The 25,282-nt window shown below is 68.1% G+C and carries 21 protein-coding genes and 3 pseudogenes; 15 read left to right on the top strand and 9 right to left on the bottom strand.

The window, feature by feature from the left end; all coding sequences use genetic code 11:
• Nucleotides 1-13 precede the first annotated feature (13 nt).
• The 4 genes and pseudogenes from RNB18_RS17025 to RNB18_RS17010 all read left to right on the top strand — a co-directional run bounded on the left by RNB18_RS17025 (nt 14) and on the right by RNB18_RS17010 (nt 4,198).
• Nucleotides 14-1,063, top strand: coding sequence for a UDP-glucuronic acid decarboxylase family protein (locus RNB18_RS17025; protein ID WP_311715222.1), 1,050 nt, complete (start codon nt 14-16; stop codon nt 1,061-1,063).
• The gene (locus RNB18_RS17020; protein WP_311714915.1) at nt 1,060-2,124 is read left to right on the top strand and encodes a Gfo/Idh/MocA family protein; all 1,065 of its coding nucleotides are present in this window, start codon (nt 1,060-1,062) and stop codon (nt 2,122-2,124) included. Before RNB18_RS17025 ends, RNB18_RS17020 begins: the two co-directional genes overlap by 4 nt.
• Nucleotides 2,125-2,207: 83 nt before the next feature.
• On the top strand, nt 2,208-2,876 hold the full coding sequence (locus tag RNB18_RS17015) for a hypothetical protein (RefSeq protein ID WP_311714914.1): 669 nt from the start codon (nt 2,208-2,210) through the stop codon (nt 2,874-2,876).
• 58 nt (nt 2,877-2,934) lie between these two features.
• A pseudogene (locus RNB18_RS17010) lies at nt 2,935-4,198 on the top strand (MFS transporter).
• A 38-nt stretch (nt 4,199-4,236) separates the two neighbouring features.
• On the opposite strand, the gene RNB18_RS17005 reads toward RNB18_RS17010, so the two are convergent.
• Nucleotides 4,237-4,497, bottom strand: coding sequence for a hypothetical protein (locus RNB18_RS17005; RefSeq protein ID WP_311714912.1), 261 nt, complete (start codon nt 4,495-4,497; stop codon nt 4,237-4,239).
• Nucleotides 4,498-4,941: 444 nt separating this feature from the next.
• Between RNB18_RS17005 and RNB18_RS17000 the strand changes: the two genes are divergently transcribed.
• Both RNB18_RS17000 and RNB18_RS16995 read left to right on the top strand, forming a co-directional pair.
• Nucleotides 4,942-5,730 carry a condensation domain-containing protein gene (locus RNB18_RS17000; RefSeq protein ID WP_311714911.1) on the top strand — a complete coding sequence of 263 codons (789 nt, stop codon included), beginning with the start codon at nt 4,942-4,944 and terminating at the stop codon, nt 5,728-5,730.
• Nucleotides 5,727-5,984 (top strand): hypothetical protein, encoded by a 258-nt coding sequence (locus tag RNB18_RS16995; protein WP_311714910.1) that lies wholly within the window; start codon nt 5,727-5,729, stop codon nt 5,982-5,984. Before RNB18_RS17000 ends, RNB18_RS16995 begins: the two co-directional genes overlap by 4 nt.
• A gap of 578 nt (nt 5,985-6,562) precedes the next feature.
• Here RNB18_RS16995 and RNB18_RS53685 read toward each other — a convergent pair.
• Nucleotides 6,563-6,922 carry an AAA family ATPase gene (locus tag RNB18_RS53685; protein ID WP_394817639.1) on the bottom strand — a complete coding sequence of 120 codons (360 nt, stop codon included), beginning with the start codon at nt 6,920-6,922 and terminating at the stop codon, nt 6,563-6,565.
• Nucleotides 6,923-7,562: 640 nt separating this feature from the next.
• Here RNB18_RS53685 and RNB18_RS54085 point away from each other — a divergent pair.
• Nucleotides 7,563-7,692 (top strand): annotated as a pseudogene (locus RNB18_RS54085) (IS630 family transposase); the annotation flags it as partial.
• Between the two features lie 82 nt (nt 7,693-7,774).
• On the opposite strand, the gene RNB18_RS16990 reads toward RNB18_RS54085, so the two are convergent.
• Complete coding sequence (locus RNB18_RS16990) at nt 7,775-8,512, bottom strand: IclR family transcriptional regulator (RefSeq protein ID WP_311714909.1); 738 nt, start codon at nt 8,510-8,512, stop codon at nt 7,775-7,777.
• A 155-nt stretch (nt 8,513-8,667) separates the two neighbouring features.
• Here RNB18_RS16990 and RNB18_RS16985 point away from each other — a divergent pair, with 155 nt between their 5' ends.
• The 8 genes from RNB18_RS16985 to RNB18_RS16950 all read left to right on the top strand — a co-directional run bounded on the left by RNB18_RS16985 (nt 8,668) and on the right by RNB18_RS16950 (nt 17,352).
• Nucleotides 8,668-9,354: an SDR family NAD(P)-dependent oxidoreductase gene (locus RNB18_RS16985; RefSeq protein WP_311714908.1), complete on the top strand. Its 687-nt coding sequence runs from the start codon at nt 8,668-8,670 to the stop codon at nt 9,352-9,354.
• Between the two features lie 121 nt (nt 9,355-9,475).
• Nucleotides 9,476-10,702, top strand: a complete 1,227-nt coding sequence (locus tag RNB18_RS16980) for an MFS transporter (RefSeq protein ID WP_311714907.1) — start codon at nt 9,476-9,478, stop codon at nt 10,700-10,702.
• A 145-nt stretch (nt 10,703-10,847) separates the two neighbouring features.
• Entirely contained in the window at nt 10,848-11,846 is a 999-nt protein-coding gene (locus RNB18_RS16975; protein WP_311714906.1) for an SMP-30/gluconolactonase/LRE family protein, read from the top strand.
• Nucleotides 11,847-12,367: 521 nt separating this feature from the next.
• Nucleotides 12,368-12,745, top strand: coding sequence for a quinone oxidoreductase family protein (locus RNB18_RS16970; protein ID WP_311714905.1), 378 nt, complete (start codon nt 12,368-12,370; stop codon nt 12,743-12,745).
• A 660-nt stretch (nt 12,746-13,405) separates the two neighbouring features.
• Nucleotides 13,406-14,536 carry an alpha/beta hydrolase gene (locus RNB18_RS16965; RefSeq protein ID WP_311714904.1) on the top strand — a complete coding sequence of 377 codons (1,131 nt, stop codon included), beginning with the start codon at nt 13,406-13,408 and terminating at the stop codon, nt 14,534-14,536.
• Nucleotides 14,537-14,923: 387 nt separating this feature from the next.
• On the top strand, nt 14,924-15,397 hold the full coding sequence (locus RNB18_RS16960; protein WP_311714903.1) for an MFS transporter: 474 nt from the start codon (nt 14,924-14,926) through the stop codon (nt 15,395-15,397).
• Between the two features lie 234 nt (nt 15,398-15,631).
• Nucleotides 15,632-16,330, top strand: a complete 699-nt coding sequence (locus tag RNB18_RS16955) for an SDR family oxidoreductase (RefSeq protein ID WP_311714902.1) — start codon at nt 15,632-15,634, stop codon at nt 16,328-16,330.
• Nucleotides 16,331-16,593: 263 nt separating this feature from the next.
• Nucleotides 16,594-17,352, top strand: coding sequence for an SDR family NAD(P)-dependent oxidoreductase (locus RNB18_RS16950; RefSeq protein ID WP_311714901.1), 759 nt, complete (start codon nt 16,594-16,596; stop codon nt 17,350-17,352).
• Nucleotides 17,353-17,761: 409 nt separating this feature from the next.
• Here the strand turns inward: RNB18_RS16950 and RNB18_RS16945 are convergent, their stop codons facing one another.
• The 6 genes and pseudogenes from RNB18_RS16945 to RNB18_RS16915 all read right to left on the bottom strand — a co-directional run bounded on the left by RNB18_RS16945 (nt 17,762) and on the right by RNB18_RS16915 (nt 24,779).
• On the bottom strand, nt 17,762-19,033 hold the full coding sequence (locus RNB18_RS16945) for a ferric reductase (RefSeq protein ID WP_311714900.1): 1,272 nt from the start codon (nt 19,031-19,033) through the stop codon (nt 17,762-17,764).
• Complete coding sequence (locus tag RNB18_RS16940) at nt 19,033-19,713, bottom strand: flavodoxin (RefSeq protein ID WP_311714899.1); 681 nt, start codon at nt 19,711-19,713, stop codon at nt 19,033-19,035. The genes RNB18_RS16945 and RNB18_RS16940 overlap by 1 nt, the downstream gene beginning before the upstream one ends.
• 392 nt (nt 19,714-20,105) lie before the next feature.
• Nucleotides 20,106-20,761 (bottom strand): annotated as a pseudogene (locus RNB18_RS16930) (XdhC family protein); the annotation flags it as partial.
• 188 nt (nt 20,762-20,949) lie between these two features.
• A complete protein-coding gene (locus tag RNB18_RS16925; protein WP_311714897.1) occupies nt 20,950-23,145 on the bottom strand; it encodes a xanthine dehydrogenase family protein molybdopterin-binding subunit in 2,196 nt (731 codons plus the stop codon).
• Nucleotides 23,142-24,122: an FAD binding domain-containing protein gene (locus RNB18_RS16920; RefSeq protein ID WP_311714896.1), complete on the bottom strand. Its 981-nt coding sequence runs from the start codon at nt 24,120-24,122 to the stop codon at nt 23,142-23,144. Before RNB18_RS16920 ends, RNB18_RS16925 begins: the two co-directional genes overlap by 4 nt.
• Before the next feature lie 12 nt (nt 24,123-24,134).
• A complete protein-coding gene (locus RNB18_RS16915; RefSeq protein ID WP_311714895.1) occupies nt 24,135-24,779 on the bottom strand; it encodes a (2Fe-2S)-binding protein in 645 nt (214 codons plus the stop codon).
• Nucleotides 24,780-25,282 lie beyond the last annotated feature (503 nt).

The following is a 25,282-nucleotide window of genomic DNA, read 5'->3' as shown; positions in this document are numbered from 1 at the left end:
TGTGCCTTTGTCGATGCCTGAACTTGATGGAGACAACCGACACGTCGTGGTGACCGGCGGAGCGGGGTTTCTCGGATCTCACCTCTGCGAGCGACTTCTGGACCTCGGATACCACGTGACGTGTATCGACAACTTCGTCACCGGCTCCCGGGCCAATCTGGCTCTTTGCCTTGAGAACCCGCGTTTCACGCTGTTTGAGATGGACGTCACGGAGAAGGTCTGGTGTGAGGGGCCGGTCACCGCGGTGGCGCACCTCGCCTGTCCGGCAAGCCCGCAGGACTACCTGCGAATTCCGCTGGAAACGCTGAAGGCGGGGTCCCTCGGCACCCTCAACGCTCTCGCTCTCGCACAGGAGAAGGGAGCGAGACTCCTGTATGCCTCGACGAGCGAGACGTACGGGGATCCGGAGGTTCATCCGCAGTCGGAAAAATACTGGGGCCGGGTGAATCCAACAGGCCCGCGCTCCGTGTACGACGAGGGAAAGCGCTTCGGTGAAGCCGCCACCATGACCTACCTTCGTCACTTCGGCGTGTCGACGTCGATCGTCCGCATCTTCAACACCTACGGCCCTCGGATGCGGGCGGACGACGGCCGGGCTGTCCCGGCCTTTGTCACACAGGCCCTGAGGGGGGAGCGCCTCACGATCAACGGCACGGGCGGACAGACACGGTCCTTCTGCTACGTGGACGACCTGATCGCCGGCCTCGTGCTCACGCTCGAATCGGAGCACCCGGGCCCCATCAACCTGGGGAACCCGGCGGAGGTCACCATCCTGGAACTCGCCCGCACCGTAGCGGAGTTGACAGGGGTGGATGCCGAAGTGACCTACTGCCCGGCCATGCAGGACGACCCGGTCCGGCGCAGGCCGGACATCTCTCTGGCGGGCGAACTGCTCGGCTGGTCACCGACGGTGTCGTTGGAGGAAGGGCTCCGCCGGACGATCGAATGGTTCCGCACCGCCGCCCCTTCGACGGTTGCCGAGGCATCCCCGTGCACCGCTCAGCGGAACGGGCCCGGCGTTGCGGGCACCAAGGACGCCGCCGAACACGAGGTGACGGCATGAGGTCGACGAACAGGCCACTGGGCGTTGGTCTGCTGGCCGCCGGTCCCGTCACCCAGGCTGTGCACCTGCCGACGCTGGCCACCCTGGCCGAGCGTCTGCATGTCACGCACGTCATGGGAGTCGACCCGGACGTCGTGGCCACGGTCGCGGCCCGGGTGGGTGCACGGCACAGCAGCACTGTGGAGGAGTTGCTCGCCGACAAGAGCGTGGACGTAGTGGCGGTGTGCAGCCCGAACTCACTCCACGCAGAGCATGTGGTCGCCGCCCTGTCGGCCGGGAAGAGGGGCGTCCTGTGTGAGAAGCCGCTGGCCACGAGCAGAGCTGAGGTCGAACAGATCGCCAGGGCCGCTTCGGCGAGCGGCGTCCCTCTTGTGGTGGGCGCGATGCATGCGTACGACCCGGCGTGGACGGCTGCCAAGGAGTCATGGGGTGATCTGCCTGACCGGACCCACTTGGTGCGCTCCCGGGTATACCTGCCGCCCAACGAGGAATTCGTTGACTTGGCCACTGACCTGGCCACAGGAAGCCCTCCACCCGTGAATCCGCCCACGTCTTCAGAGCAGCAGCCCTCCGCTGTCGATCTGCTGCGGGGCTGCGTCCTGGGTCTGGCCACACATGTCATTCCGCCGTTGCGGCATTTCATGCCCGGTCGCGCCCGAGTAGTCTCCGCTGAACTACTGGAGCCGTTCGGCTACCGACTGGTGCTCACAGGAGAAGGAGACCAGTACGGTCGTACCGCCGAACTGTTCGCCCTGCTGCCTGGAGCCTGGGAGCAGGACTGGACGTTCGAGGCGTGGGCTCCGGATACCCGGCTCCGAGTGGATTACCCTCCGCCATACGTCTTGGCGGGATCCGCCACGGTGACCCTCACCGACACGAAGGGCAGCGTCTGCGGCTGGCAGTTTCCCAGCAACGGTTACCAGGCCGAATGGTTGCACCTCGCCGATGTGGTGGAGGGGAGGACCGAACTCATGATTGATGTGCCCGCGGTCCTCGATGACATGCTGTACGCCCTTGACCTGGCTGACGACGCCACAGCCCTCTTGAAGGCGGCGTCATGACCCCTGTCTCCGTCTCCTTCGACGGCCCGGTCACTGCTGCACGGCACGCACCTGTCCTCGCAAGCCTGCCTGACCACTTCCGTGTGGTGCTGTCCCACGCCGACATCCTGGTCGTCGACGGAACGGTCCCGGGTTGGCCGTCCTCGTGCACGGGGGCTCGTGCGGTCCTAGTCGACCGTCCCCGTCCTGACGACGACGATCTCCCTCGTGGTATCGAGCTCTATGTCGACACCGGATATGCGGCCGCACCGATATGGGCCGAAACTCTCCCGCGCATCCAGGACTCCTTGGACAGTGCTGCGGCCCTGATCGAGTCGATCGTCGCTGTGCCATGTCCCGACGAGCTCGCCGATGGCCTTCTGACCCAGCTCGTCATGGCCCGCTCGCTGCTCGGGACCGTCGCCGTGGAGCTGGTAACTGTCGATCCGGACCGGGGTTACGTCGTCACGGGGAAGGGCGATACGGCGAGTGGTGTGTTCCTCTCTCTTTCCGGCACTGTCGGGCCGGCCGGCCTTGCCCTCACCACGGCTTCTCCCAAGGAACGCTGGCGCGTTGACATGCCGGCCCACGACTCGGCTCGCCCCGTCAGCATCGCCCGCTTCGACGCCACTGGGACCCACACCGGCCGCCCTCGCTTCGAATCTCCCCGCCGCGCCCTGTGGCGTGGGATCCACACAGCCAGGCCCAGCGACAAGACCCTGTTGACGGACCTCGCCACTGTCGCCCGCATACTGAGAGAGCGTCTGCTCTAGACCAATTGCCCTTTATCTCCTGACAAGTATCCACCCCACACATCCCCGGGAATCCGTCTTGAGCAGCCCCTACCGTTCGATATTCCAGGCACCGGGCACCAAGGGATTCTTCCTGGCCGGGGTGGTGGGCCGCATGCCGTTGTCCATGCTCGGCATCGGCGTCGTGACCATGATGTCGCAGGTCAGCGGGCGCTACGACATCGCCGGCGCACTGTCCGCCGTGCTCGCGCTGTCCGGAGCGGTGCTGGCGCCCTACACATCCCTGCTGGTGGACCGCCACGGTCAACGTCGCGTGCTCGCTCCCGCTGTCGCCGTGACCGTACTCGCCGTCCTCGCGTTCCTGGTTCTCGTGCACCTGGACGCGCCGGACTGGACACTCTTCGTCTGTGGCCGCGGCCGGAGTCACACCGAGCCTGGGCAACATGACGCGGGCCCGGTGGTCGGAGCTGAACCGGGATTCCCCGCTCATGCACAAGGCGTTCTCCCTGGAATCCGTCTTCGACGAGGTCGTCTTCATCGTCGGGCCGATTCTGTCCATCGGGCTGTGCACTGTCTGGTTCCCCGCGGCGGGTCCGCTGCTCGCGGTCGTCTTTCTGACCGTCGGCGGGTATCTGCTGGTGGCTCGGCGCGCCACCGAACCGCCGCCGCACCCGCAGGAGGGCAAGTCCGGCCCCGGCACCCTGCGTTCCGCGGGGCTCAAGGTGTTGATCAGCACGTTCGCAGCCATCGGTGTGGTCTTCGGAGCAGTGGACGTCACCACTGTCGCCTTCGCCGACGAGCGGGGCCACAAAGCGGCAGCCAGCCTTGTACTGGCGGCGTACGCCCTCGGTTCCTGCGTGGCCGGCATCGTGTTCGGGACATTGCGCCCCGGGCGCCCTCCTCATCAGCGGTTCCTGCTGGGTGTCGGCTTCCTGGCCGTCACCACCCTCCTGCCGCTGTCGGCCGACAACCTCTGGCTGCTGGCCGTGGCCCTGTTCGTCTCGAACCTGGCCGTGGCCCCGACGTTGGTGACAGCCATGTCGCTCGTCGAACGGTTCGTTCCGCGCGGCCAGTTGACGGAGGGCATGACGTGGACCAGTACCGGCCTGACGCTGGGCGTCTCGATCGGCGCCTCCGCGGCGGGTGTGCTGGTCGACTCCTTCGGCGCGCGGACCGCGTTCGCGCTGCCCGCCGGCGCCGCGGTCCTCGCCCTGCTCATTGCTTTCCTCTGCCGACGCCGACTGCGACCCGTGCCACAAGGGCCGGGAACTGCCCCGCAGGCACCCGGGACCGGTGGGCACGCGTCGACCGAACGGAGCCCGGACCAGGGGCAGTTGGCCTGACCGGCCTGGTCCCGGGGGCGCGGCACCGACGTTCCGGATCAATGGGGCGATCCGTGGTTCGCCCAGTCGAGTGCCTCGCGGGGATCTCGTGACCAGGGGTCGAACGACTCCAGCCACCTCGTGGCTCCCCGGGAGTGGTGGTCACGTATGTGGGCACGGGCCGCGGCGAGATCCGTGACCCTCGTCCGTCCGGGGACGGCGACCGTCCAACCGGCTGGGGTGGAACCGACGGTGGCCAGCATCTCGGTCAGCTCCTGCGGGGTCGGTCCCCGCAGTCCACGCGCGGAATCCCGGACCATGGGCACCACACCGTCCCAGCGAGCCGCTCCCGATCCACCTCCTTCCGCCGGCCGGCAGAGCCTGGTGGAAGAGCCAGGAAGCCCTGACGATTTCACCACTGTGCCAGGACGGACCATGACCACATCCACCTTCCGCACCGTCAGCTTTTCCGGAACCCGTTCGGGCGTCCACCCCCTCACCTGGGGTCAGCGCTGGATCTGGCAAGGACTCATCGGGCACGCACCGGGCTACGAATACCTCGGCTGGCCCGCCACCGTCGACGTCCCCACCGGCTGCTCTCTGGATGACGTCCTCGCAGCTCTGACGACCGTCCTCGAACGGCACGAGACACTGCGTACACGGTATTTCCTGGACGAACACGGAGACCCCCGCCAGGTTGTCCCCGCAGCCGGACAGCTCAGGGTCGAGGTCGGCACGCCGGGAGAGGGGATGTCCCGGAGACCGTGGAACAACTCGGGCGAGAACTCACCGGCACGCCGTTCACGATTCCCGAGATATCCCTCCGGGCCGCCGTGGTCACCGCGGCAGGCGTCCCCGAGTCCCTGGTACTGGGCATGTTCCACATGGCGACCGACGCGTCGGGGCTGCGGCAGGTCACTCAGGAACTACAGGCAATCATGCAGGCCCGCGCGGCAGGCACCGTCAGCCCCGACCTGCCTCCGGTCTCCCACCCCGCGGAACGCGTGCTCATCGAGACAAGCCCGGAGGGGCTCAAGCGATCCGCGCGCGCGGTGGAGCACTGGCAGCAGGAGGTCGGGAAGTTCCCGCGACGCACCATGCCTCCTGCCGTGCACGCCCCGGAGAAGCCCCGTCTGGCCGAGCACATCATGCGTTCCAAGGCCGTGTGCGCCGCAGCGATCGGACTCTCCAGGATCTGGCGGGCGAGCGTTGACTCCGTGATCCTCGCGTGCGCGGCGGAGCTCCTGGGGAAAGCGTCCGGTCAGCAGAGCTGCGGGCTTCTCATGCTCGCCCACAACCGGTTCGCCGAGGAAACCGACTCGTACTCCGGCACCTTGGTCCAGAGCTTCCCCCTTTGCGTCGAACTGGCGGCCACCGGCTCACTGGAGGAGCAGGTCCGTCGCACCCACTTCGCCACGCTGAAGTCCGCTCTGTCATGCGAGGGCAACCCGGACGATGTCACGGCAATGCTGCGGGCCGTCTTTGACGACGGAGGTGACGGAGCGGACCTATCGTGTGCCGTCAACTTGTTCTTCCGCGATCCGGAACCGTGACACGCGGCGTCGACGGCCCAGAAGTGACCACCAGGGAGCAGGCGGAGAAGCTGATGCCGCAGACCCGGTTCTCCCAAGGGCAAGGCACGGAGAAGGATGACTGGGAGTTCTTCCTCAACGCTCACCAGGAGGCGAACGAGTTCGTCGTGTCCTTGAGAATGGACACCGCTGTCCTCCCGTCGCAGGAGATAGTCCGGTTCCTGGCAGACCTGGAGCGCCGACTCGTCGGATCACTGCCGGGGGCGGATGCATGAACGACGGGGGTGGTGGGAGTCCCCTGGGACTTTTCTGGGACTCCCGGCTGCGGCCGAGCTGCGTGCCGTCGACGCCCTGAAGGAGGAATTAGAAGGTCAGCGGGCCTAGGACGCCAACAAGCCAAGCCCATCGCGCGTCAGGCCAAGCGCTCCGCTCAGTGCCAACCATCCCGCTTTTATGTCAACTAAAAATCCTCGTCACAGCGAGTGTGACCAGGATCGGTAGTTGGCACTAGGCCACGTTCGGGACCTGCGCTGATGCCAATTAGCTCCAGCACCTTGAGGCGCGGAATCAGAGAGATAGTTGGCACTTTGGTACAGCGCAGGTCACAGAGTGTTTCGCCAGGAGCACGGGGCCAACTTGCCAAGAGCGGAGGAGCTTCACACGTAGCTGCAGGCGTCTGCTCGTGCCTCACAGGGTCCCGGTGAGAGGGGCAAAGCATTTCCTGCGTTGCGTGTTCGCGTTTCCACGCGGGGTGTGCGTGCCTCTATCCGACCTCGTGTGGCGAGGCTCAGCATGAGCAGCGGCAGCGCAGGGGGCACGGCGGGGCTCAAGCCCCTCTACGCGTCGAGTTCCCTCAACGCCAGCCGCCGCCGGACCGGCAGACGCCATGCCTGAGCCGGCTCGCCCTCTCGCCTTCCGTAATCAATAGTGCGTATGGCTTTCCGAAACCAGCGATGTGTTGCCTCCCTGGCATAAGCTCCATCATGTTGAAACCACGTCGAGCAGGCACAAAGTCATGTGTACCCTCAGCAGAATCAGTTGCGATCAGGGGCACGAAGTCGAGGCCGAGCGGAGCCCCTGAACATTCGTCGCGTGTGATGCGGTAGAAGTCAGCCGCGGTTGTCAGCAGGCATAGGCGGATCGCGTCGATGATGGCCGTCTTGCCGCTGTCGTTCTCGCCGACGAGGACGTTCGTGGCAGGACCGAAGTCCAGGCTCAGGCTGGCGTCCTTGTCGCCTTCCTTCTACGGCGCCGCGCCGAAGATCCGGAAGTTCTCCGCATACAGACAGGCAAGGTATACCGGCATCCCCCGAGCGATGAGGCCCGCGGCCTCGACGACACAGGCGGTTGTAACCGCCTCAAGTGCCCCACCCGCATGCGGTTCTGACGCATCATACGATTCACCGCGACACTGGTGCCTCGTTTGACGAATCCCCCCATGGCTGGAAATGGACACGTCAGGTCACCCAACTTCAGACAGCAGTGCGCGACCGTCATTGCGGCACAGCGGCAGGGGGGAGATGGCCCCTCACGACTGGTAGGTACCACAGCAGGGCGCCTCCTACGCACAGGGCGCGTCGACACCGCGCGGAGTGAGCGCCTCTACGGATTCGTGCGCACCTCCTGCGCGGCGCCCGATCAGCAAATCCGGCGGACCAGGCCAGCATGATCCGAAGACCGTCCAGGCGCTCTCACGGCACGCCCGCTTCACCGAAACATGGGATACCCATGCGCGCCCACCGAGGGCGACAGAAGGCCTGCGCGTACCGCGTTCGGCGATGCCTTCCACTCAATGCAGCAGAGCAGGGGCCGAGTTGCAGCACAGTCACCAGTGTGCCGGAGAGAACCCGGATTACCGCGTCGACGCCGCTATGCGCGAGCTGATCGGCAAACGGCCCTGGCTGACGGTCTTCCGCTTCCCGACCTACACCCCCGACCTCAATCCGGCCGCGGGTGGTCTGGGCGCACCTGAAGAAGAGCCTGCGCCCAGACCACCGGACCGATTACGCCGTAAGGCCGGCGCGCTCTCACATGCGCTGGCTTTCCGCTTTCGAGTGGTTCAGGGTCACAGCCATTCCTGGTTGGCCGGTCGCACTTTGTCCAGTGCCTCGCGGATCTTCTGGCCGATCGTGATGAGGCGTGATTCCGGGAGGCGGGTGGTGGGCCCGGCGACGGCGATCGCGGCGCGTGGGGTGACCGCGACCGCGACACACGAGATACCTACCTGCTGGCTGTCCAGGTCGAGGGCGAAGCCGTGGTGCTTGGCGTCGGCGATCTCCTGCGCGTGGCGTTCCCACCGGTCCGGGTCATCGGCGCGGACCAAGTGGGCGAGGTCTGCGTCGGCAGCGAGCAGGGCGTGGCCGAGCGCCTCGCCGATCAGCGGCTTTCGCTCGCCGGGCCTGACGGCGAGGTGCAGGGGCTGGTCCGATTGCACGGCGTCCACGCACAGGTAGTCGGTGCCGGTGGCGAACGCGAGGAAGGTGGACTCACCCGATGCCTGGCTCACGTTTTTGAGCACGGGCCGGATGCGGGCGCGCAGCGCGTGCTCCGCCTCGGCGTCCAGGCGCAGCAGGCGGTTGAGCTTGCCGGTCAGCCGGTAGGCGGCGCCCTTCTTGTCCTGGGTGATGTAGCCGAGCCCTTCGAGGGAGGCGAGCAGATTGTGTGCGGTGCTGCGGTTGAGGCCGGCGCCGTCGGCGAGTTCGCTCAATCGCGCGCCTTCGGGATGCGTCGCGACGCGTTCCAGCAGTTCGAAGGCCCGCTGCACGGACTGGAGCACGCGGCCGGATGACGACTCAGATTCCATAATGTTGAACTCTAGCAGATTTCAGGGCCTGATTGTTTGACATTGTGCTCTCGCGGAACCAAGGTGGTGACCGAGGGCGCGTCCGTAGTGGACGCCGCATCAGCGGCCGTATCGGCCGGCCCCCACCCATCCCCCCGCAAGGAAGAGACACAGCTATGGCACGCGTCATCCTCATCACCGGCTCGAACCGCGGCATCGGCCGCGAGCTCGCCGCCCAGTTCGCCGCGGACGGCGACACCGTGCTGCTCAGCGCCCGCAACGGCGATGCCGCAGTTCAGGCAGCCGCAGAGATCGGCGGCGACACCCACCCGGTCCAGCTCGACGCCTCGGACCCGGCGAGCATCAAGACCGCGGCGCAGAAGGTCGAGGCCGAGCACGGCCGTCTTGACGTGCTGGTCAACAACGTCGGTGGCATCTTCGACTACGCCCAGCAGGCATCCACCGCCGACCTCGGCGTGGTGCAGGAAGCACTGGAGATCAACCTCTTCAGCACGTGGCGTGTCACCCAGGCCATGCTGCCGCTGCTGCGCAAGGCGCAGGGTGCCCGCATCGTCAACGTGTCCAGCGAGGCCGCGTCGCTGGCGCGCATGGGGGCGAGCACTCCTGCTTACGGCGCGTCCAAGGCGGCTCTGAACGCGCTGACCCGTTCGCTGGCCGCGGAGCTCGCCGAGGACGGGATCACCGTTCACGCCGCGAGCCCGGGCTGGACGGCGAGTGATCTCGGTGGTGAGGGCGGCCGTCCCCTCGCGGAGGGCGCGGCCAGCATCAAGCACGTCGTCAACCTGCCCGCCGAGGCGGGCACCGGCGCCTTTTACCAGGACGAGCAGATCCTGCCCTGGTAACACCCGATGCGCAGGGTCAGCACCGAGAATGCGGTCCTGGCCCTGCCGCCCTTTCAAGGGCGGGGCGCCGGCGGTCGGCGACCGGAGAAGCCCCCGCCCGCACCCCGAAGGCGCGGAGACCATGACGGACAACTCACCCGCACATTCACACACGTCCAGCCAGAGCCCCGCGCGGGAGCTCTCCCGGCCACTGGTGCCGGTGTTGTGGCTCGTGCTCATGGCGTCGCCGGTGGCCGCCGCAAACAACGCGACGGTGCTCATCCTCGACGACATCGGCACCGCGCTGGACACGACCGCCGCGACCGCTTCCTGGCTCGCCACCGTGTTCGCGCTCGCCCTGGCGGTTGCGACACCGCTGCAAGCCGCGCTCATGAGGCATCGCGGCAGGCCCACGGTGCTCTTCACGAGCGCCGCGCTCGTCGCCGCCGGCACGCTCATCGTCCTGGTCTCGCCCTGGCTGCCCCTGGCCGTGGCCGGACGGGCCACCCAGGCCGCCGGCGGAGCCGGCCTGAACGTGCTCGCCATCGCCCTGGCCGGCTCCGCCCGCAGGATCGGTGCCATCAGCGCCGGGATGGGGCTGTTCGGTGCGGTCAGTCCGCTGATCGGCACCCAGCTCACCGACGTCCTGTCGTGGCGCGTCGCGCTCTCCATGCTGGCGATCACGCTGATCGCCGTACCCGTCGTCAGCCGCCGCCTGGCACCAGACACAGCCGGCATCGGCCGTTTCGACGCCGGGGGCGCGCTGCTGGTCGCGGTGCTCTCCGGAAGTATCGTGATGGTCGCCTCGAACCCGCTGCCGGCCCTGGCAGCGACGGCGATATCGATCACCCTGCTCATCATCCATACGCGCCGCCGCCCCGACGGTTATGTGCCGATGACGACCATCCGGTCCACGCGGTTCCAGACCGCCACCTGCCTGACACTCGCTCTCTCCGCGGGGTACTTCACCCTGCTGTTCGTCATCCCGCAACTGCTCATCACCCGCGCCCACTGGACCAAAGACGCCGCCGCCACCGGGCAGCTCATCGCGATGGTGCTGGCCTCGCTCGCCACCCTCGGATTCACCTCCATCGCCGCCCGCCTCTCCCGCACGAACGTACGGATCGCCCTCGTCGCAGCCGGGACCGTTGCCGTACTCGCCGCGGTCCTCGCGAGTGCGCCGGTTCTCCTGCTGTCCGGGATCTTCCTGGCGCTGTTCGCCGCGACCTCGGCCAACGCCACCCAGGTCATCGCGGCCACAGCCGCCGTGCCCGAACAGGACAAGCCGACAGCGATCGGGCTGTTCACCCTGCTCTACCTCCTCGGCGGCGCGATCGGCCCCGCGCTCGCCTCCGCGCTGGTGCTCTGACGCGCACCGCAGCCGACATTGCGCGTCACGGGCCCGTCCGCCACGGCGCCAGCACACACACCCGATGCCACCCCGCAGGGCCGCATCCGCCCCACCTGACAGGTGGGGCCAGGACTCACCCGAACTCACACAACAGGAAGACGCCATGCGCACAGTCCTCTGGAAGCGTTCGTCCACCCGTGTCCTGAAGGGCGTACCCGTCACGTTTCTCGCGGCGGGACTGCTCGTCGCCGGTTCCCACACGGCGACCACCGCTGTCGCCGCCACCCCCACCGCCCACCACGTGGCCGTACAGAACAAGGTCATCACGCTGCCCGGCGCCACCTCCGCCGAGGGCATCGCGGCAGGCAAGGGCACGACCTTCTACGCGGGCGACCTGTACGCCGGAGACATCTACCGCGGCGACATCCGCACCGGCACCGCAGAACGCTTCATCGACGCCCCGGCTGGCCGGGCGGCAGTGGGGATGAAGGCCGACATGCGCCACGGTCTGCTCTTCGTCGCCGGTGACAAGAGCGGCCAGGCGTACGTGTACAGCACCTCCACCGGTGCGGAGGTCGCCACCCTCCAACTCGCCGCCCCCGGCACCACCAGCCTCATCAACGACGTGGTCCTCACCGCGGGCGGCGCCTGGTTCACCGACTCCGCCCAGGCAAAACTCCACTTCGTGCCCGTCGGCAAGCAGGGCACCCTGGGACAGGTCCGCGCCCTCGACGTCACCGGCCCGGCCGCCGAGCTGAGCGGCGAGTACAACCTCAACGGGATCGAGGCCACGCCCGATGGCAAGACGCTGATCGTCGGTCACTTCGCGAACCAGCGGATCTACACCATCAACCCGCACACCGGTGCCTCCACGGTGATCAAGGGCGTCAAGGCACCCAACGCCGACGGTCTCGTGCTCCACGGCCGAGACCTGTGGGTGGTGCAGGGCTTCGACAACAAGATCTCCCGCTTCAAGCTCAGTGGCGACCTGCGCAGCGGCACCCTCGGGAAGGAGATCACCAGCCCGGCCTACGGCGTCCCGGCGACGGCGGCGCGCTTCGGCCACCTGCTCGCCGCGGTGAACGCCCACTTCGACACCCGCCCCACGCCGCAGGACCCGCCCGCCTCACCCACCTACGAAGTGGTCGTCACCAAGTCCTGACCCGACCACTACACATGAGGCCGCCGCCGCGCAGCAGAATGCCGCACGGCGGCGGCCGCCGCTGTCGGTCACCCGGTCGAACTTTCCCGCGGCGCGGATGACGGTGGAGCGGTCGACGCCGACAGCAGACCGGGAACCGCGTGCGGGAGATCGCTCTGCAGATGGGCAAGCCCAGCATCGGCCGATGCGAGACGGCGTCCCTCGGCACCGCCCACCACGGCTCCGCCAACTCGGTATCAGTCCTGGCCTCGCTCGCGACCCTCGGATCTACGTCCATGACCGCCCGGTCTCCGGCGGATCGTCCGCGTAGCAGCCCGGACCCTTGCGGTACTCGCCGAGACCTCCTCCAACGCCACCCAGGTCATCGGGGCCACAGCCTCTGTGCCCGAGCAGTGTTCACCCCCCTCTGCCCCCTCGGCGCAGCGATCGGCCCCGCGTCGGCCTCCGCACTGGTGTTCTGCTCGCTGCACAGCCCGAAATCAGCGCCCTGAACTCACGGTGATCCCCGAAAGGAACTCAGCATGAAAGCAGCAGTCATCGTCCGCACCGGACCGGCGGACGAACTCACCTACGCCGATGTGGAGCTCCCGCAGACCGGGCCGCACGACATCCGGGTGAAGACGGCCTTCGCCGCGGTCAACCCGGTCGACATCTGGACCCGACGAGGCAACCCCGGACTCGATCTCACCTTCCCCGCCGTGCTCGGATGGGATGTCGCGGGAACCATCGACGCCGTCGGCTCAGAGGTTTCCCGGTTCCGGGTGGGCGACCGGGTGATGGGCGTGGTCAAGCAGATGACCCGGCTCCACGGAACCTACGCGGAATTCGTCAGCGCACCGCAAGAGCTCTTCGCCCCGGTACCCGCCGGGCTCAGTCTGGAGACCGCGGCGCCCCCGTAGAGTCCCCCAGCACACCCACCAACCGCGCTGGACAGCAGCGGGCGCATTCCCTCTCTTTGATGTTGAGCAGGCAGCTGGCCGGAAACTGATGTGCCGGTCGTTGAGCAGGGAGGACGACGTCCCCGGCCCTGATGTGGTTTGGGCCTCCGAGTGGAGCTCGGCGCCCAGGTAGCGGGAGTTGTTCCATAAGGCCGGTGTCGAGGACCAGGCCGAGGGCGGCAAACTGGTCCTCCCAGACCTCGCGGTACGCCGGCGGATATCGTCCCGGCCACCGTGGCAGATGGCGCGGGCCAGGCCGTGGCAAGATTTTTGCGGCGAGGCATCGTCGCCACTGGGCCTCGTGGAAGCGGTCGCGGTTCGTTGTCGCTCAGCGCTCGTCCGCGCCCGGTTCGGCACTCCTCCAGTAAGGACGCCGTCCGCCCGAGGCGCCTGCACCAATTGGGCCGCCCTCGGACATGGCGGCGGCCTGGCCGAGGCGTCGGTGCGCTGCGCCTTCCTCGCTACGACACACACCCCGCGGGGGTGGGGGGTCGAGCTTGTACCCCCTATAAATGCGACCTGCCACGCCTGGCGCAGAAGCGGTTTCCTGAAATCGCGCCTCGGTCACGAGATCCCGACCGTCGCGCCCTTCCTCCACCGATCGAGTATGAGGTCGCCTCCATGGAACGTCGTAAAGCGCTCGGACTGATCGCCTCTACCGGCGCCGCCACCGCCGCCGCCTCCGTCGCGGCTGTGCCCTCCTTCGGTGCGGAGACGAGCCGCGCCGCGGGCGCTACAGGACAGGGCAAGGCCAGAGACAAGGGCGGCTACACCTTCGCGCTGGACAAGAACGTCGAGCGGTCCTCCGTGCGGTTCAAGAACCGCTACGGCATCGAGGTCGCTGCGGACCTCTACGTGCCGAAGAACGCCAGGGGCAAGCTGCCCGCCCTGGTGGTCAGCGGCCCGATCGGCGCGGTCAAGGAACAGTCCTCGGGGCTCTACGCCAACGAGTTCGCCCGTCGCGGCTACGTCGCCCTTGCCTTCGACCCCTCCTTCTCCGGGGAGAGCGGCGGCACGGTGCGCGACGTGGCCTCGCCAGACATCTACACCGAGGACTACAGCGCCGCCGTCGACTTCCTCGGCCTGCAGAAGATCGTTGACCGCAAGCGGATCGGCGCGCAGGCCGTCTGCGGCTTGAGCGCTATGGCGCTCACCGCGGCGGCTGCAGACAGCCGTATCAAGGCGGTCGCCACGGCTTCGATGTACGACATGTCGCGCAGCATGTCCCGCGGCCACAAGGACTACTACACACGTGAGCAGCGCCAGAAGGTCGTGGACCACCTCAGCCGGCAGCGCTGGATCGACGCCAAGAACGGCACCTACGCGCGACTCTCACACGAGGTCCCCTTCGACGACAACGGCAACGTCGCCCCCACAAACCGCGTCCTTCCCGAGACCCTCCCGGCAGACGCCGACCCGATCACGGCGATCTTCTTCGACTACTACCGCACCGAGCGCGGCTACCACCCGCGCTCGATCAACTCCACCACCGCATTCACCGGCACCACGCCGATGTCATTCTTCGCTTTCCAGCTGGCGACGAACATCGACATGCTGGCACCCCGCAAGGCCCTCCTGGTGGCAGGCGCCGACGCGCACTCGCGTTACTACTCCGAGGACCTCCAGGCCAAGGCACCCGACAGCATCGACCTCGTAATCGTCCCAGGCGCGGACCACGTCGACCTGTACGACCGCAAAGACCTCATCCCCTTCGACAGGTTCGACGAGTTCTTCACCAAGAACCTCGCCTGACCGAAAGCGCCCCCGACAGGCCGGTACCACCACCGGCCTGTCGGATGAGCCCCCACGGCGGAAGCGGCCCATCGGAAACGGATACAGGGCCCGCCCATCGACCGGCCCGGGTGGAAGCGGTCGCGGGATCCCTCTCGGTGGTCCGGGCCTTCGCACCCCAGATCGTGGCGGGCGGCGGTGGCGTGATCCTGAACATCCTCTCCGGCCTGTCATGGGTCAGCTTCCCGGAGGCCGGCGCCTACTGCGCCGCCAAGTCCGCACAGTGGGTGCTCTCCGGAAGCGTCGTGATGGTCGCCTCGAACCCGCTGCCTGGCCCTGGCAGCGACGGCCATCTCGATCACCCTGCTCATCATCCATACGCGCCGCCGCCCCGACGGCTATGTGCCGATGACGACCATCCGGTCCACGCGGTTCCAGACCGCCACCTGCCTGACACTCGCTCTCTCCGCGGGGTACTTCACCCTGCTGTTCGTCATCCCGCAACTGCTCATCACCCGCGCCCACTGGACCAAAGACGCCGCCGCCACCGGGCAGCTCGTCGCGATGGTGCTGGCCTCGCTCGCCACCCTCGGATTCACCTCCATCGCCGCCCGGTTCTCCCGCACGAACGTACGGATCGTCCTCGTCGCAGCCGGGACCGTTGCCGTACTCGCCTCAATCTTCGCGAGCGTGCCGGTTCTCCTGCTGTCCGGGATCTTCCTGGCGCTGTTCGCCGCGACCTCGGCCAACGCCACCCAGGTCATCGCGGCCACAGCCGCCGTGCCCGAACAGGACAAGCCGACAGCGATCGGGCTGTTCACCCTGCTCTACCTCCTCGGCGGCGCGATCGGCCCCGCGCTCGCCTCCGCACTGGTGCTCTGAACGCAAGCGGCAGCCGGCGTTGCGCGACACGGGAGCGCGGTGACTCGCGCGGTGTTACGAGCGGTTCCGATCACCTCGAAGCCCCACACGACGAGGGCGCGGGCCGCCTCCTTAAGTCTTGTGGTCACCGAGTTTATAGAATTATGATCGTACTTTAATTGCTCGAGGGAGCCCTTCAGCAGGCGCAGCCGATGCGCCTCCACAGCGCCCTTCCCACATCGCGAGGAGCTTTTCATGGACCTCTCCACCAGCACCGCCCTCGTCACCGGAGCCAACAGGGGCCTGGGCCGGGCCCTCGCCACCGAGTTGCTCAGCCGCGGCGCCACGGTCTACGCCGGCGCCCGCAACCCCGACCAGGTCGACCTGCCCGGCGCCAAGCCGATCGCGCTCGACATCACCGACCCCGCCTCCGTCGCGGCCGCAGCCAAGGCCACCGGCGACGTGACCGTCCTGATCAACAACGCAGGGTCCTCCACCGGGGCCGATCTACTGGCCGCCGACCTGAACGACATCCACCTGGAGATGGACACCCACTACTTCGGCACCCTCTCGGTGGTCCGGGCCTTCGCACCCCAGATCGCAGCGGGCGGCGGCGGCGCGATCCTGAACATCCTCTCCGGCCTGTCCTGGTTCAGCTTCCCGGAGGCCGGCGCCTACTGCGCCGCCAAGTCCGCGCAATGGTCACTCACCAACACCCTGCGCCTCCAACTCGCCGACCAGGGCATCCGCGTGGCCGGCCTGCACGTCGGCTACATGGACACCGACATGGCCCGGGCCGCCGACGCGCCCAAGTCCGACCCCGCCGACATCGCCCGCATCGCCATCGACGGCATCGCCGCCGGCGCCTACGAGATCCTCGCGGACGACGCCGCCCACCAGGCACAGGCCGCACTGTCGGGGGGCGTCTCGACGCTCTACCCCCAGCTTCCCTGAAAACCAGCGGCCGGGAATCCACCCAGCCCACTGAGCACCAGAACCAACGGCACAGACCGAGGGCGTGCACTCAAAGCAGGCCGGGCTCGCGGGTGGCGTGCTGACACCGCCACCAAATTTCCCCACCGTCCTCTTCGCCGTCCTGCCCACGCTCCCCAGCGACGCCTCGCCCCCTGGCAGCCCTCTCCGTCACGGCCCCTCTCCTGAAACACCGCACCAATGAGACACCGCACCAAGTAGTCCATCCAAAGGGAGTCGACGAAATGAACCGCTTCACCGGCAAGACCGTCCTCGTCACCGGCGCAGGCTCCGGCCTCGGCCGCGCGATCGCGCTCGCCTTCGCCGCCGAGGGCGCATCCGTGGTCGCGGCAGGACGCACCGCGGCGTCCCTGGACGAGACGGTGGGCCTCATCGAGGCCGCGCACGGCACGGCCGCCGCCGTCACCGCCGATGTCACCGACTCCGGCCAGCTCCAGAACCTCGTACGCGAGAGCGTCACCCGCTTCGGTGGACTGGACATCGCGGTCAACAACGCCGGGATACTCCGCGGAACCGTACCCGTCGGCGAGGTGAGCGAGGAGGACTGGGAGGCGGTGCTGCGGACCAATGTCACCGGCGTCTGGCTGGCCATGAAGCACGAGATCGCCCACATGAAGGAGAACGGCGGCGGCGCCATCGTCAACATCTCCTCGATCCTGGGCGCCCACCTGCGGATCCCGAACGGCGCCGCGTACATCACCTCCAAGGCAGCGGTCTCCGCGCTGACCCGCGCCGCCGCTCTCGACCACATCCACCAGGGCATCCGCATCAACGCGGTCAGCCCCGGCGCCTCCGCCGCTCCCATGTCGCTGCTGCCCGGCGAGACCGAGGCCGACCGTGCCGAGCGGGTTAAGACAGGCAACCCGCTCGGCCGGGTCGCGGAGGCCGAAGAAGTGGCGGCCTCGGTGCTCTACCTCGCCTCGCCTGCAGCGGGCGCGGTAGTAGGCGCCGACCTGGTCATCGACAGCGGATCCTCGGCCTGACGACTCGTAGGTGTCTGCGGCCCCCTGCCCTGGCAAAACTCCGCCACGACGGGCTGAACGCGAGCCGCATCCCGACCAGAGCGGCCGCACCGCGGTGCCGCCGACGCCAACAGCGGCCTCTGGTCCTCATCGACGTCGACGAACCCGGCCTGGCCGACACCGCCACACGGCCGTCCGACACCGGAGCCGAGGCCACCGTCTTCCGCGCCGATCTGAGGAACGCCCGCTCTCTGGGCGACGTGGCCCGGCAGATCGCGCTGGCGGTCGGCCCTCCGGCAGTGCTTGCCAACGTCGCGGGGCATCGGCCTCGCCGCCGACGTGCTGGAGACCAGCGACGAGAACGGGGACCGGATCATCGGCGTCAACAGCGAACTATCCATGGGGGCGGCTGAGTTGGCATGAGCCGGAACTACATCGTGAGTCGCTCGTGGTGGGTGCGGCCTCTTGATACCCCGATGCGGCGCAGCGTGCGTTGGGTGGCCAGCACGGCCGGGTTGGGCCCGACGACGAAGAACGCCCCAGTCGCGACCTCCTCCTCGGACAGGGCATGCGCCAGATCGTCTCGGGTGAACCGCCCGGTCCGGACAGTTATGGTGAGGCGACCGCCGCTGAGGTTTTCGTACTCTTTCAGAAGGGTGCCGTAGTAGGCGTCCTCGGGACGGCGGACCGACCAGAGCAGGTGGATGCGCCGATCCCCGCGATGGGCTGAGATCAGACCTAGCAGCGGTGCGACACCAGCGCCCATGCCCACGAGCACGAGCGGTGCACCGGCAGGGTGTTGCCGGACAGTCTGGTCGAACTGTCCGAACGGCCCTTCCAGGCGTACTGGTGTTCCGGGCGCGACGCCGCCGGCCTTGCGGGTGTAGTCGCCGGTCTGCCGGATCGTGAACGTCAGGGTGTCGTGACGGTCGTCGGTCGCGGAGAAGGGATGCCATTCCCGGCCGATGCCGGGGTCCTCGAAACGGAGGAAGTAGAAGTCGCCGGGCCGTGACGTCGTCGACGTACGGTCAAGTGTGACCGCCAGCCTGCGGGTCGCCCGGTTCAGTGCGACGTTGTCCTGCACTCTTCCCGTGAGGTAGCTGTCTGGTGCGATCCACTTCTTCCAGACGTAGATACCGAGCACCACCACCGTGTAAAGGTCGAAGAGGACCATGAACGCGAAGTGCTGGGCCACCCGGTCGATCAGGTGGACGTGCAGCCAGATCAGGAGGACGGCGGCCAGGTTGAGCCGATGTATCCAGACCGAGATCTGGTGCCGGAAGACAAGTTCGAGCAGGCTCTTCACCTTCAGCAGGAGAGGCGACCTGTCGGTCAGCCATCCGCTCATGAACAGGAGCGAATAGCACAGCACCGCGAACGCCGCCCAGAGCGCCCAGTCACCGAGGTCCCTGGCCCAGGTGCTCGGGGCGAAAGTATTTTCGCGGTGCAGATATGCCGGGATGAGGGCGAGGATGCCGAGCACACTGTGCAGCGCGTAGATGTGCCGCAGCCCTACGGCCCGGTCCAGCCAGGACGGGCGCACACTGAGCAGGATCGCCAGCAGCCACCAGCAGTACGCGACCAGCCCCAGGGATATGTAGAGCCGCATGCTCGTCACGTCCGTGAGCTGGGCGTTCAGCGTGAGCACGAGGGGCAGCGGGAACACCGCGGCAAGGCCCCACAGCAGTAGCGTCCTGGCCATCAGAACCCCAGTCCTTCCAGCCAGGAGTTGACCTGGGTCCGGGTGCCGTCAGGATCGCGGTAGACCTGCTGGCCCTGCCGGGCGTAGCCGTCCAGGACGTCTGCCTGGGGGTAGTAGCGCTCGAGGATTTCAAGTGAGTTGCCGAACTGCGAGCCTTCGTGAGTGACGAAGGGCACGATCCTGGCTCCGTTCAGATCGTGATCCCGCATGAAGGTCTGCATCGCCATCGGCTGTTCGCCCCACCAGACCGGGAAGCCGAGGAAGACTGTGCCGTATTGGTCGGTGTCGGGTGTGCCGGGCTTGATGGGACGGTAGAGGCGCTCACTCGCCTCCCGTTGCGCCATCCTGTCGGTCTCGTCGTAGTCGGCCGGGTACGGCTCAGACGGGACAACCTCGTATCTGTCCCCGCCGACCCGGTCGTGGATGAATCCGGCGACCTGGGCGGTGTTGCCGACTTCGAGGTTGAGGTCGGGGAAGTTCCTGCCGGTCTTGGAGTAGAAGACGACCAAAGTCTTGTCGCCCCGCCTTGGTGGTGTGCCCCCGGCGTTGACCGGGGAGATGCCCGGCCAGCCGGGGCCGGACGCGTTCTGCCAGTTCACGGCCAGGAGCCCCGCTGCGGCAGCGGAGCCGGCGGTGATCAGTCCCAGCAGTTTGCGGCGGCTGACGCCGTGCGGATTCATGGCCGACCCCCTCGACGACACCGACGTACTGGGTCCCATGGGGTGGGGCCGTCGATGGCCTCGCCGCCGCGGTAGGGCCACAGGTTCGAGCCGCAGACGGAGGAAGCTGAGAGCCGGATGATGGCATCGGTCGGGGCGGTGATCTCTTCCATACGTACGTCGCCGGGGGCGTGCAGTACTGCAGCGCGCATGGAGTTGCTCCTTTGCGGTTTCGGGTCGGCCACCGAGGCGGCCGGGACGGTTCCTTGCCATGTCCAGGGCCCGGCCCGGTGGACGCGGTGGGGGCGCCGGTGGTCGGCCGTCATCTCACCCGCGTGCCCGAGCGTCCGTTTTGATCGGCACTCTGGGTGCGGTTCTTGACGGGTGATAGTTCAGGCGTTCTCGGCCGCGCGCCGACCGCGCTGGCTGAGCGCGATGGCGAAGTCGACCGCGCCGAAGACCAGCATGCGCGGGTGCGACGCGTGGACGGTCGGCGGTTCGGGGCATCCGCCCCCCCGCTGCCACCGACCATGACGCGGGCGCTGCGGCCCGCCCGCAGCAGGGCCCGGCCCTCCTCCGCCACCAGCCGGTCCGCCGATCTGTCGCCCAGCGTGCCGTGGGTCATACTGCCGTCGGCGAGGATGCTCAAGGTGGAGCCGAGGACGTCGTCCGGGCCGTCGACAACCTGGGCCACGGCTGCGGGTCGGCCGTCCACAACCTCGCCCAGAGCTGCCGCGAGGTGGGGTCCGTCGGACCAGTCGACGGGCTGGACGAACACGTCGAGCTCGCCGCCGCAGGTCAGCCCGACAGCGAAGGCGTCATCGTCGGAGTACCCGAACCAGGACCGCTGCGGGGTGCCCCCGCCGCGCAGCACCTGTCGGCACAGTTCGTACACGGCGCCCTCGATGCAGCCGCCGGAGATGCTGCCGACCGCGTTGCCCTCCGCGTCCACCGCGACCGACGTACCCGTGGGCAGCGGTGCGCTGCCCCGAACGTCGACGACGGTGGCCAGGACGAAGGGACGAGCTTCGCGGCACCAACGGTTGAGCGTCTCCGCGATGTTCAGCATGGGTGGATTTCTCCGTGTGGGTCGAGGGGATCGGAGCGACAGGCGGGCCGCCGCCGCGCCCGACGAGGCGGGTACGCGACGGCAGCCCACCGAGGAAGTCCGACAGCCGGACGGGGGACCGACTGCCGGACGAGCATGGAGCGCCCCGGGCGACCGGGCCGCTCCTCAGTGGCCCGGGGCGCTCCGGTTCAGAGCAACGCCTCGGCCGTGATGGGCAGTTCGCGGATTCGTCGGCCGGTGGCGTTGAAGACGGCGTTGGCGATGGCGGACGCTACCCCGACCTGGACGATCTCTCCGACTCCCTTGACGCCGAGCGGGTCGGCCTGCATGTCCTCGCCCTCCAGGTAGATCGCCTTGATCTCGGGGATGTCGGCGTTGACCGGGACCAGGTAGCCGGCAAGGTCGGCGTTGACGATCCGGCCGTCACGGTGGTCGGTGACCGTGTGCTCAAGGAGCGCCTGGCCGATGCCGCCGACCATGCCGCCCAGTGCCTGACTGTCGGCGAGCTTGGGGCTGACGATGCGGCCGCAGTCGTACACGCCGAGCATCCGCCGCACCCGCACCAGGCCCAGCGCCGCGTCCACACCGACCTCGGTGAAGACCGCGCCGTAGGAGTAATACGAGTGCCGCTCGGGATCCTGTGGCCCGGACCACGAGCCGTCGGCTTCGAGGTGGGTGAGCTTGTTGCGGGCCAGCAGCCGCTGGTAGGTCTCGCCGCGGGCCGGGTTGCCCCGCACGTGCAGGCGCCCGCTGCGCACGACGATGTCCTCGGCCTTGGCGCCGTACAGGGGTGATGCCTCGTCCTCGACGGCCAGTTCGATCGCCTGTCGGCGGATCTTGTTGCAGGCGTCGAGGTTGGCGGAGCCGACGCACATCATGGTCATGGAGCCGCCGTGCGGCGGGGTCTGCGGATACAGGGAGTCGCCGAGCCGGAAGGTCACCGCGCGCATGGTCAGCCCGAGGGCGTCGGCGGCGACCTGGGTCTGGGAGGTGTAGGTGCCCGGGCCCATGTCGCTGGCGGCGGCCTCGACCACCGCGGTGCCGTCCGCGTTCAGGCGGGCCCGTGCGTGCGCCTCCATGTTGTTGGGGTCGTACACGGCCGCGGCCATGCCCAGACCGATCAGCCAGTCGCCGTCACGCCTCGCGCGGGGTTTCGGGTTGTGCCGGTGCCAGCCGAACTCCCGGGCGCCGACGGTGTAGCACTCGCGCAGCCGGCGGGTGGACCAGGGCAGGTTGTTCGACTCGTCCTCGGCCGGTTCGTTGCGCAGGCGCAGTTCGATCGGGTCGATGCGGAGGCGGTGCGCGAGTTCGTCCATGGCCGACTCGATGGCGAAGGAGGCGTTCGCGAAGCCCGGACCGCGCATCCAGATCGGGCTGTTCACATCCAGGGGCACCTTGCGGTACGCCTGGCTGACGTTCGGTGTGCTGTAGAACATCTGGCCGGCGAGCATGATGGCCTCTTCGAACGTCTCGTACGACGAGGTCTCCGCGTCTATCTCGTGGGTCGTGGCCTTCAGGCGGCCCCGCCGGTCGCTGCCCAGGCTCAGCCGGTACTCGTAGGAGGGCCTGAAGCCGGTGCCGAAGTACATCTGTTTGCGGGTCAGGACCACCTTGACCGGACGTTTCATCTCGCGGGCGGCCAGCGCGGCGACGACCGTGTGCGGCCAGCAGCGCAGTCCGCTGCCGAAGGCGCCGCCGACGAAGGGGTTGATGACCCGCACGGAGTCCAGCGGCACGTCGAACACCGTGGAGAGTTCCGTCTGGGTGCCCACCACCCACTGGGTCTTGTCCCATACGGTGAGCTTGTTCCCGTCCCAGCGGGCGATGGTGGCGTGGGTCTCCATCGGGTTGTGGTGGTTGCGTGCCATGCGGTAGGTCAGGTCCATCCGCACCGCCGAGTCGCGCAGGCCGGCTTCGGCGTCACCGCGCGCGTACTCGGTCGGCTCGCCCGCCTTGGCCTCGGTCAGGTCGGTCGAGGGCTGCTTGGCTTCATAGCGGACCTTCACCAGGCTCGCGCCGTGCTGCGCGGCCTCCAGCGTGGTGGCCACCACGACGGCGACCGGCTGGCCGTGGAAGAGGACCTTGTCGTCCTGGAAGACCCGCAGACGGCGGCCGGGCAGGTTGTTCGACCCGGGGTTGTCGCGGTACGGCAGCTTCGGCGCGTTGCCGTGGTGGATCACGCGCAGCACGCCCGGATGGGCTTCGGCATCGCGGGTGTCGACGCCGGTGACACGGCCGCGTCCGATGCTCGCGTCGACGATGACCGCGTGCACCACCCCGTCGACGTCGAACTCGGCGGCGTACCGCGCCTTGCCGGTGACCTTCAGCCGCCCGTCCACCCGGGACAGCGGCGCACCCACGGCTGCCTGGGGCTGAGGGCTCACTTGGTACCTCCTACGATGCGCAGCTGACGTTCGACGGTCCGCTTGAGCAGCACGACCTTGAACCGGTTGTGGTCAAGGGGACGTGCCCCGTCGGCGGCTCGCTCGGCGGCGGCTGCCCACAACGACTCCGAGGGGCGCTCACCGACCAGGTGCTTCTCGACGGCGGGCAGCTTCCACGGCACCGTGCCCACGCCCCCGGCGGCGACCTTCGCCTCCCGGATCACCCCGCTGCGGATGTGCAGCGCCACGGCGGCGGAAGTGAGGGCGAACTCGTACGACTGCCGGTCACGCACCTTCAGGTAGCCGGACTTCAACGGGCGCGGCAGGGCGGGGATCTCCACTGCCGTGATCAACTCGCCCTTGCGCAAGGCCTGTTCACGGTTGGGGGTGTTGCCGGGCCGCAGCAGGAAGTCGGCGAAAGGCACCGTGCGCTCCCCGTCCGGGCCCAGCAGGTGCACGGTCGCCTCCAGCGCCGCGAAGGCCACCGCCACGTCGGACGGGTGCGTGGCCACACACACGTCGGAGGCGCCCAGGATCGCGTGCATGCGGTTGAAGCCGTGCAACGCTGCACAGCCCGAGCCGGGCTCACGCTTGTTGCAGTCGGCGCTCACGTCCCGGAAGTACGTGCAGCGGGTGCGCTGCATGATGTTGCCGCCGATGGTCGCCATGTTCCGCAGCTGGGCCGACGCGCTCAGCTCCAGGGCCTCGGAGACGACAGGGAAGAGGGAGCGCACTTTGGGGTGGGCGGCGCTCTCGGCCATGCTCACCAGGGCGCCGATGCGCAAGCCTCCGCGCTCGGTGACGCTGACCTCGCGCAGTGGCAGGTCGCTGATGTCGACCAGGGTTTCGGGCCGCTCGACGGTCTCGCGCATCAGGTCGACGAGGGTGGTGCCGCCGGCAATGTAACGGCCGCCCGCGCGACCGGCATTGAGAGCCTCACGGGTGTTGGCTGCCTTCGTGAAGGAGAAGGGATGCATGTCAGCGGCTCCTTACTTCCGGGCGGCGGTCTGCTCGACCGCGCGCACGATCTTCACGTAGCAGCCGCAGCGGCAGATGTTGCCGCTCATCCACTCCCGGATCTCCTCCGGGGAGCCGGTGTGGCCCTCCTTGATGCAGCCCACCCCGGACATGATCTGGCCGGGCGTGCAGTAGCCGCACTGGAAGGCGTCCTCGTCGATGAACGCCTGCTGCAGCGGGTGCAGTTCGTCGCCGTCGGCCAGGCCCTCGATGGTGGTGACCTCGGCGCCCTCCAGCCGCACCGCGAGCGTCAGACAGGAGTTCACCCGACGCCCGTCGACCAAAACCGTGCAGGCCCCGCAAGCACCCGCGTTGCAGCCCTTCTTGGACCCTGTCAGGCCGAAGTGCTCGCGCAGCAGATCCAGCACCGAGGTGCGGTTGTCCACGGTCACGGTCCGCCGGGTGCCGTTGACCGTAAGGGAGACACAGCTCTCAGGCGGGGCCTCGGCGGCGGCCGCCTCGTCATCGACGAGCAAGGTGCCTCCGATCACACCGCCCGCAACGACGGCACCACCGACCGCGGTGGTGGCGATGAAGGTACGCCGGGTGGGGGCCGAGGAGGGCTCGTCGACTCCGGTGGGGGGAGGAACGGAGGACTGAGGGAGTTCAGTGGACATACGTACGCCTTCACATCACGGACGGATCAGCCGCGCACAGGGCGCTGCGGCAGCTCAAGCGGGAAGTCGTGCATTACGGGATGCGGGACGTGATCGAGTTGCGATGCTTCAGAAAACCGGATCAGCCGCGCATGAAGAAGGTCGTGTCTATAGGGGGCATAAACTCAACCCCCCTCCTGAGCAGGCCCACGACTACCATCTGGGCCATGAACCCCTGACACTTGGCGACCAAGCCGACAACCATTCGGAGATGGCACGCGTACTGGCGTACCGGGTGCGACGCGGCCGACGTTGCGGGTGAAGTCGCGGTGCCACTCGTGCCCAATGCCGACGGCTTCGAAGCGGAGGAAGTAGTAGTCGCCGGGGCGTGCGGCCGTCGCTGGCCGGTCGAGCGCCACGGACAGCCGACAAGTCACCTCGTTCAGGACGGTGTTGTCATACACGTGACCCGTGAGGTAGCTGTCCGGTGCGACCCACTACTTCCGTCGCGTGGAGCGCCGCCT

The organism is Streptomyces doebereineriae, from assembly GCF_031845645.1.
In the GTDB taxonomy this organism is placed as follows: Bacteria; Actinomycetota; Actinomycetes; order Streptomycetales; family Streptomycetaceae; genus Streptomyces; species Streptomyces canus.
This window is presented reverse-complemented; position numbering and strand designations above follow the sequence as displayed.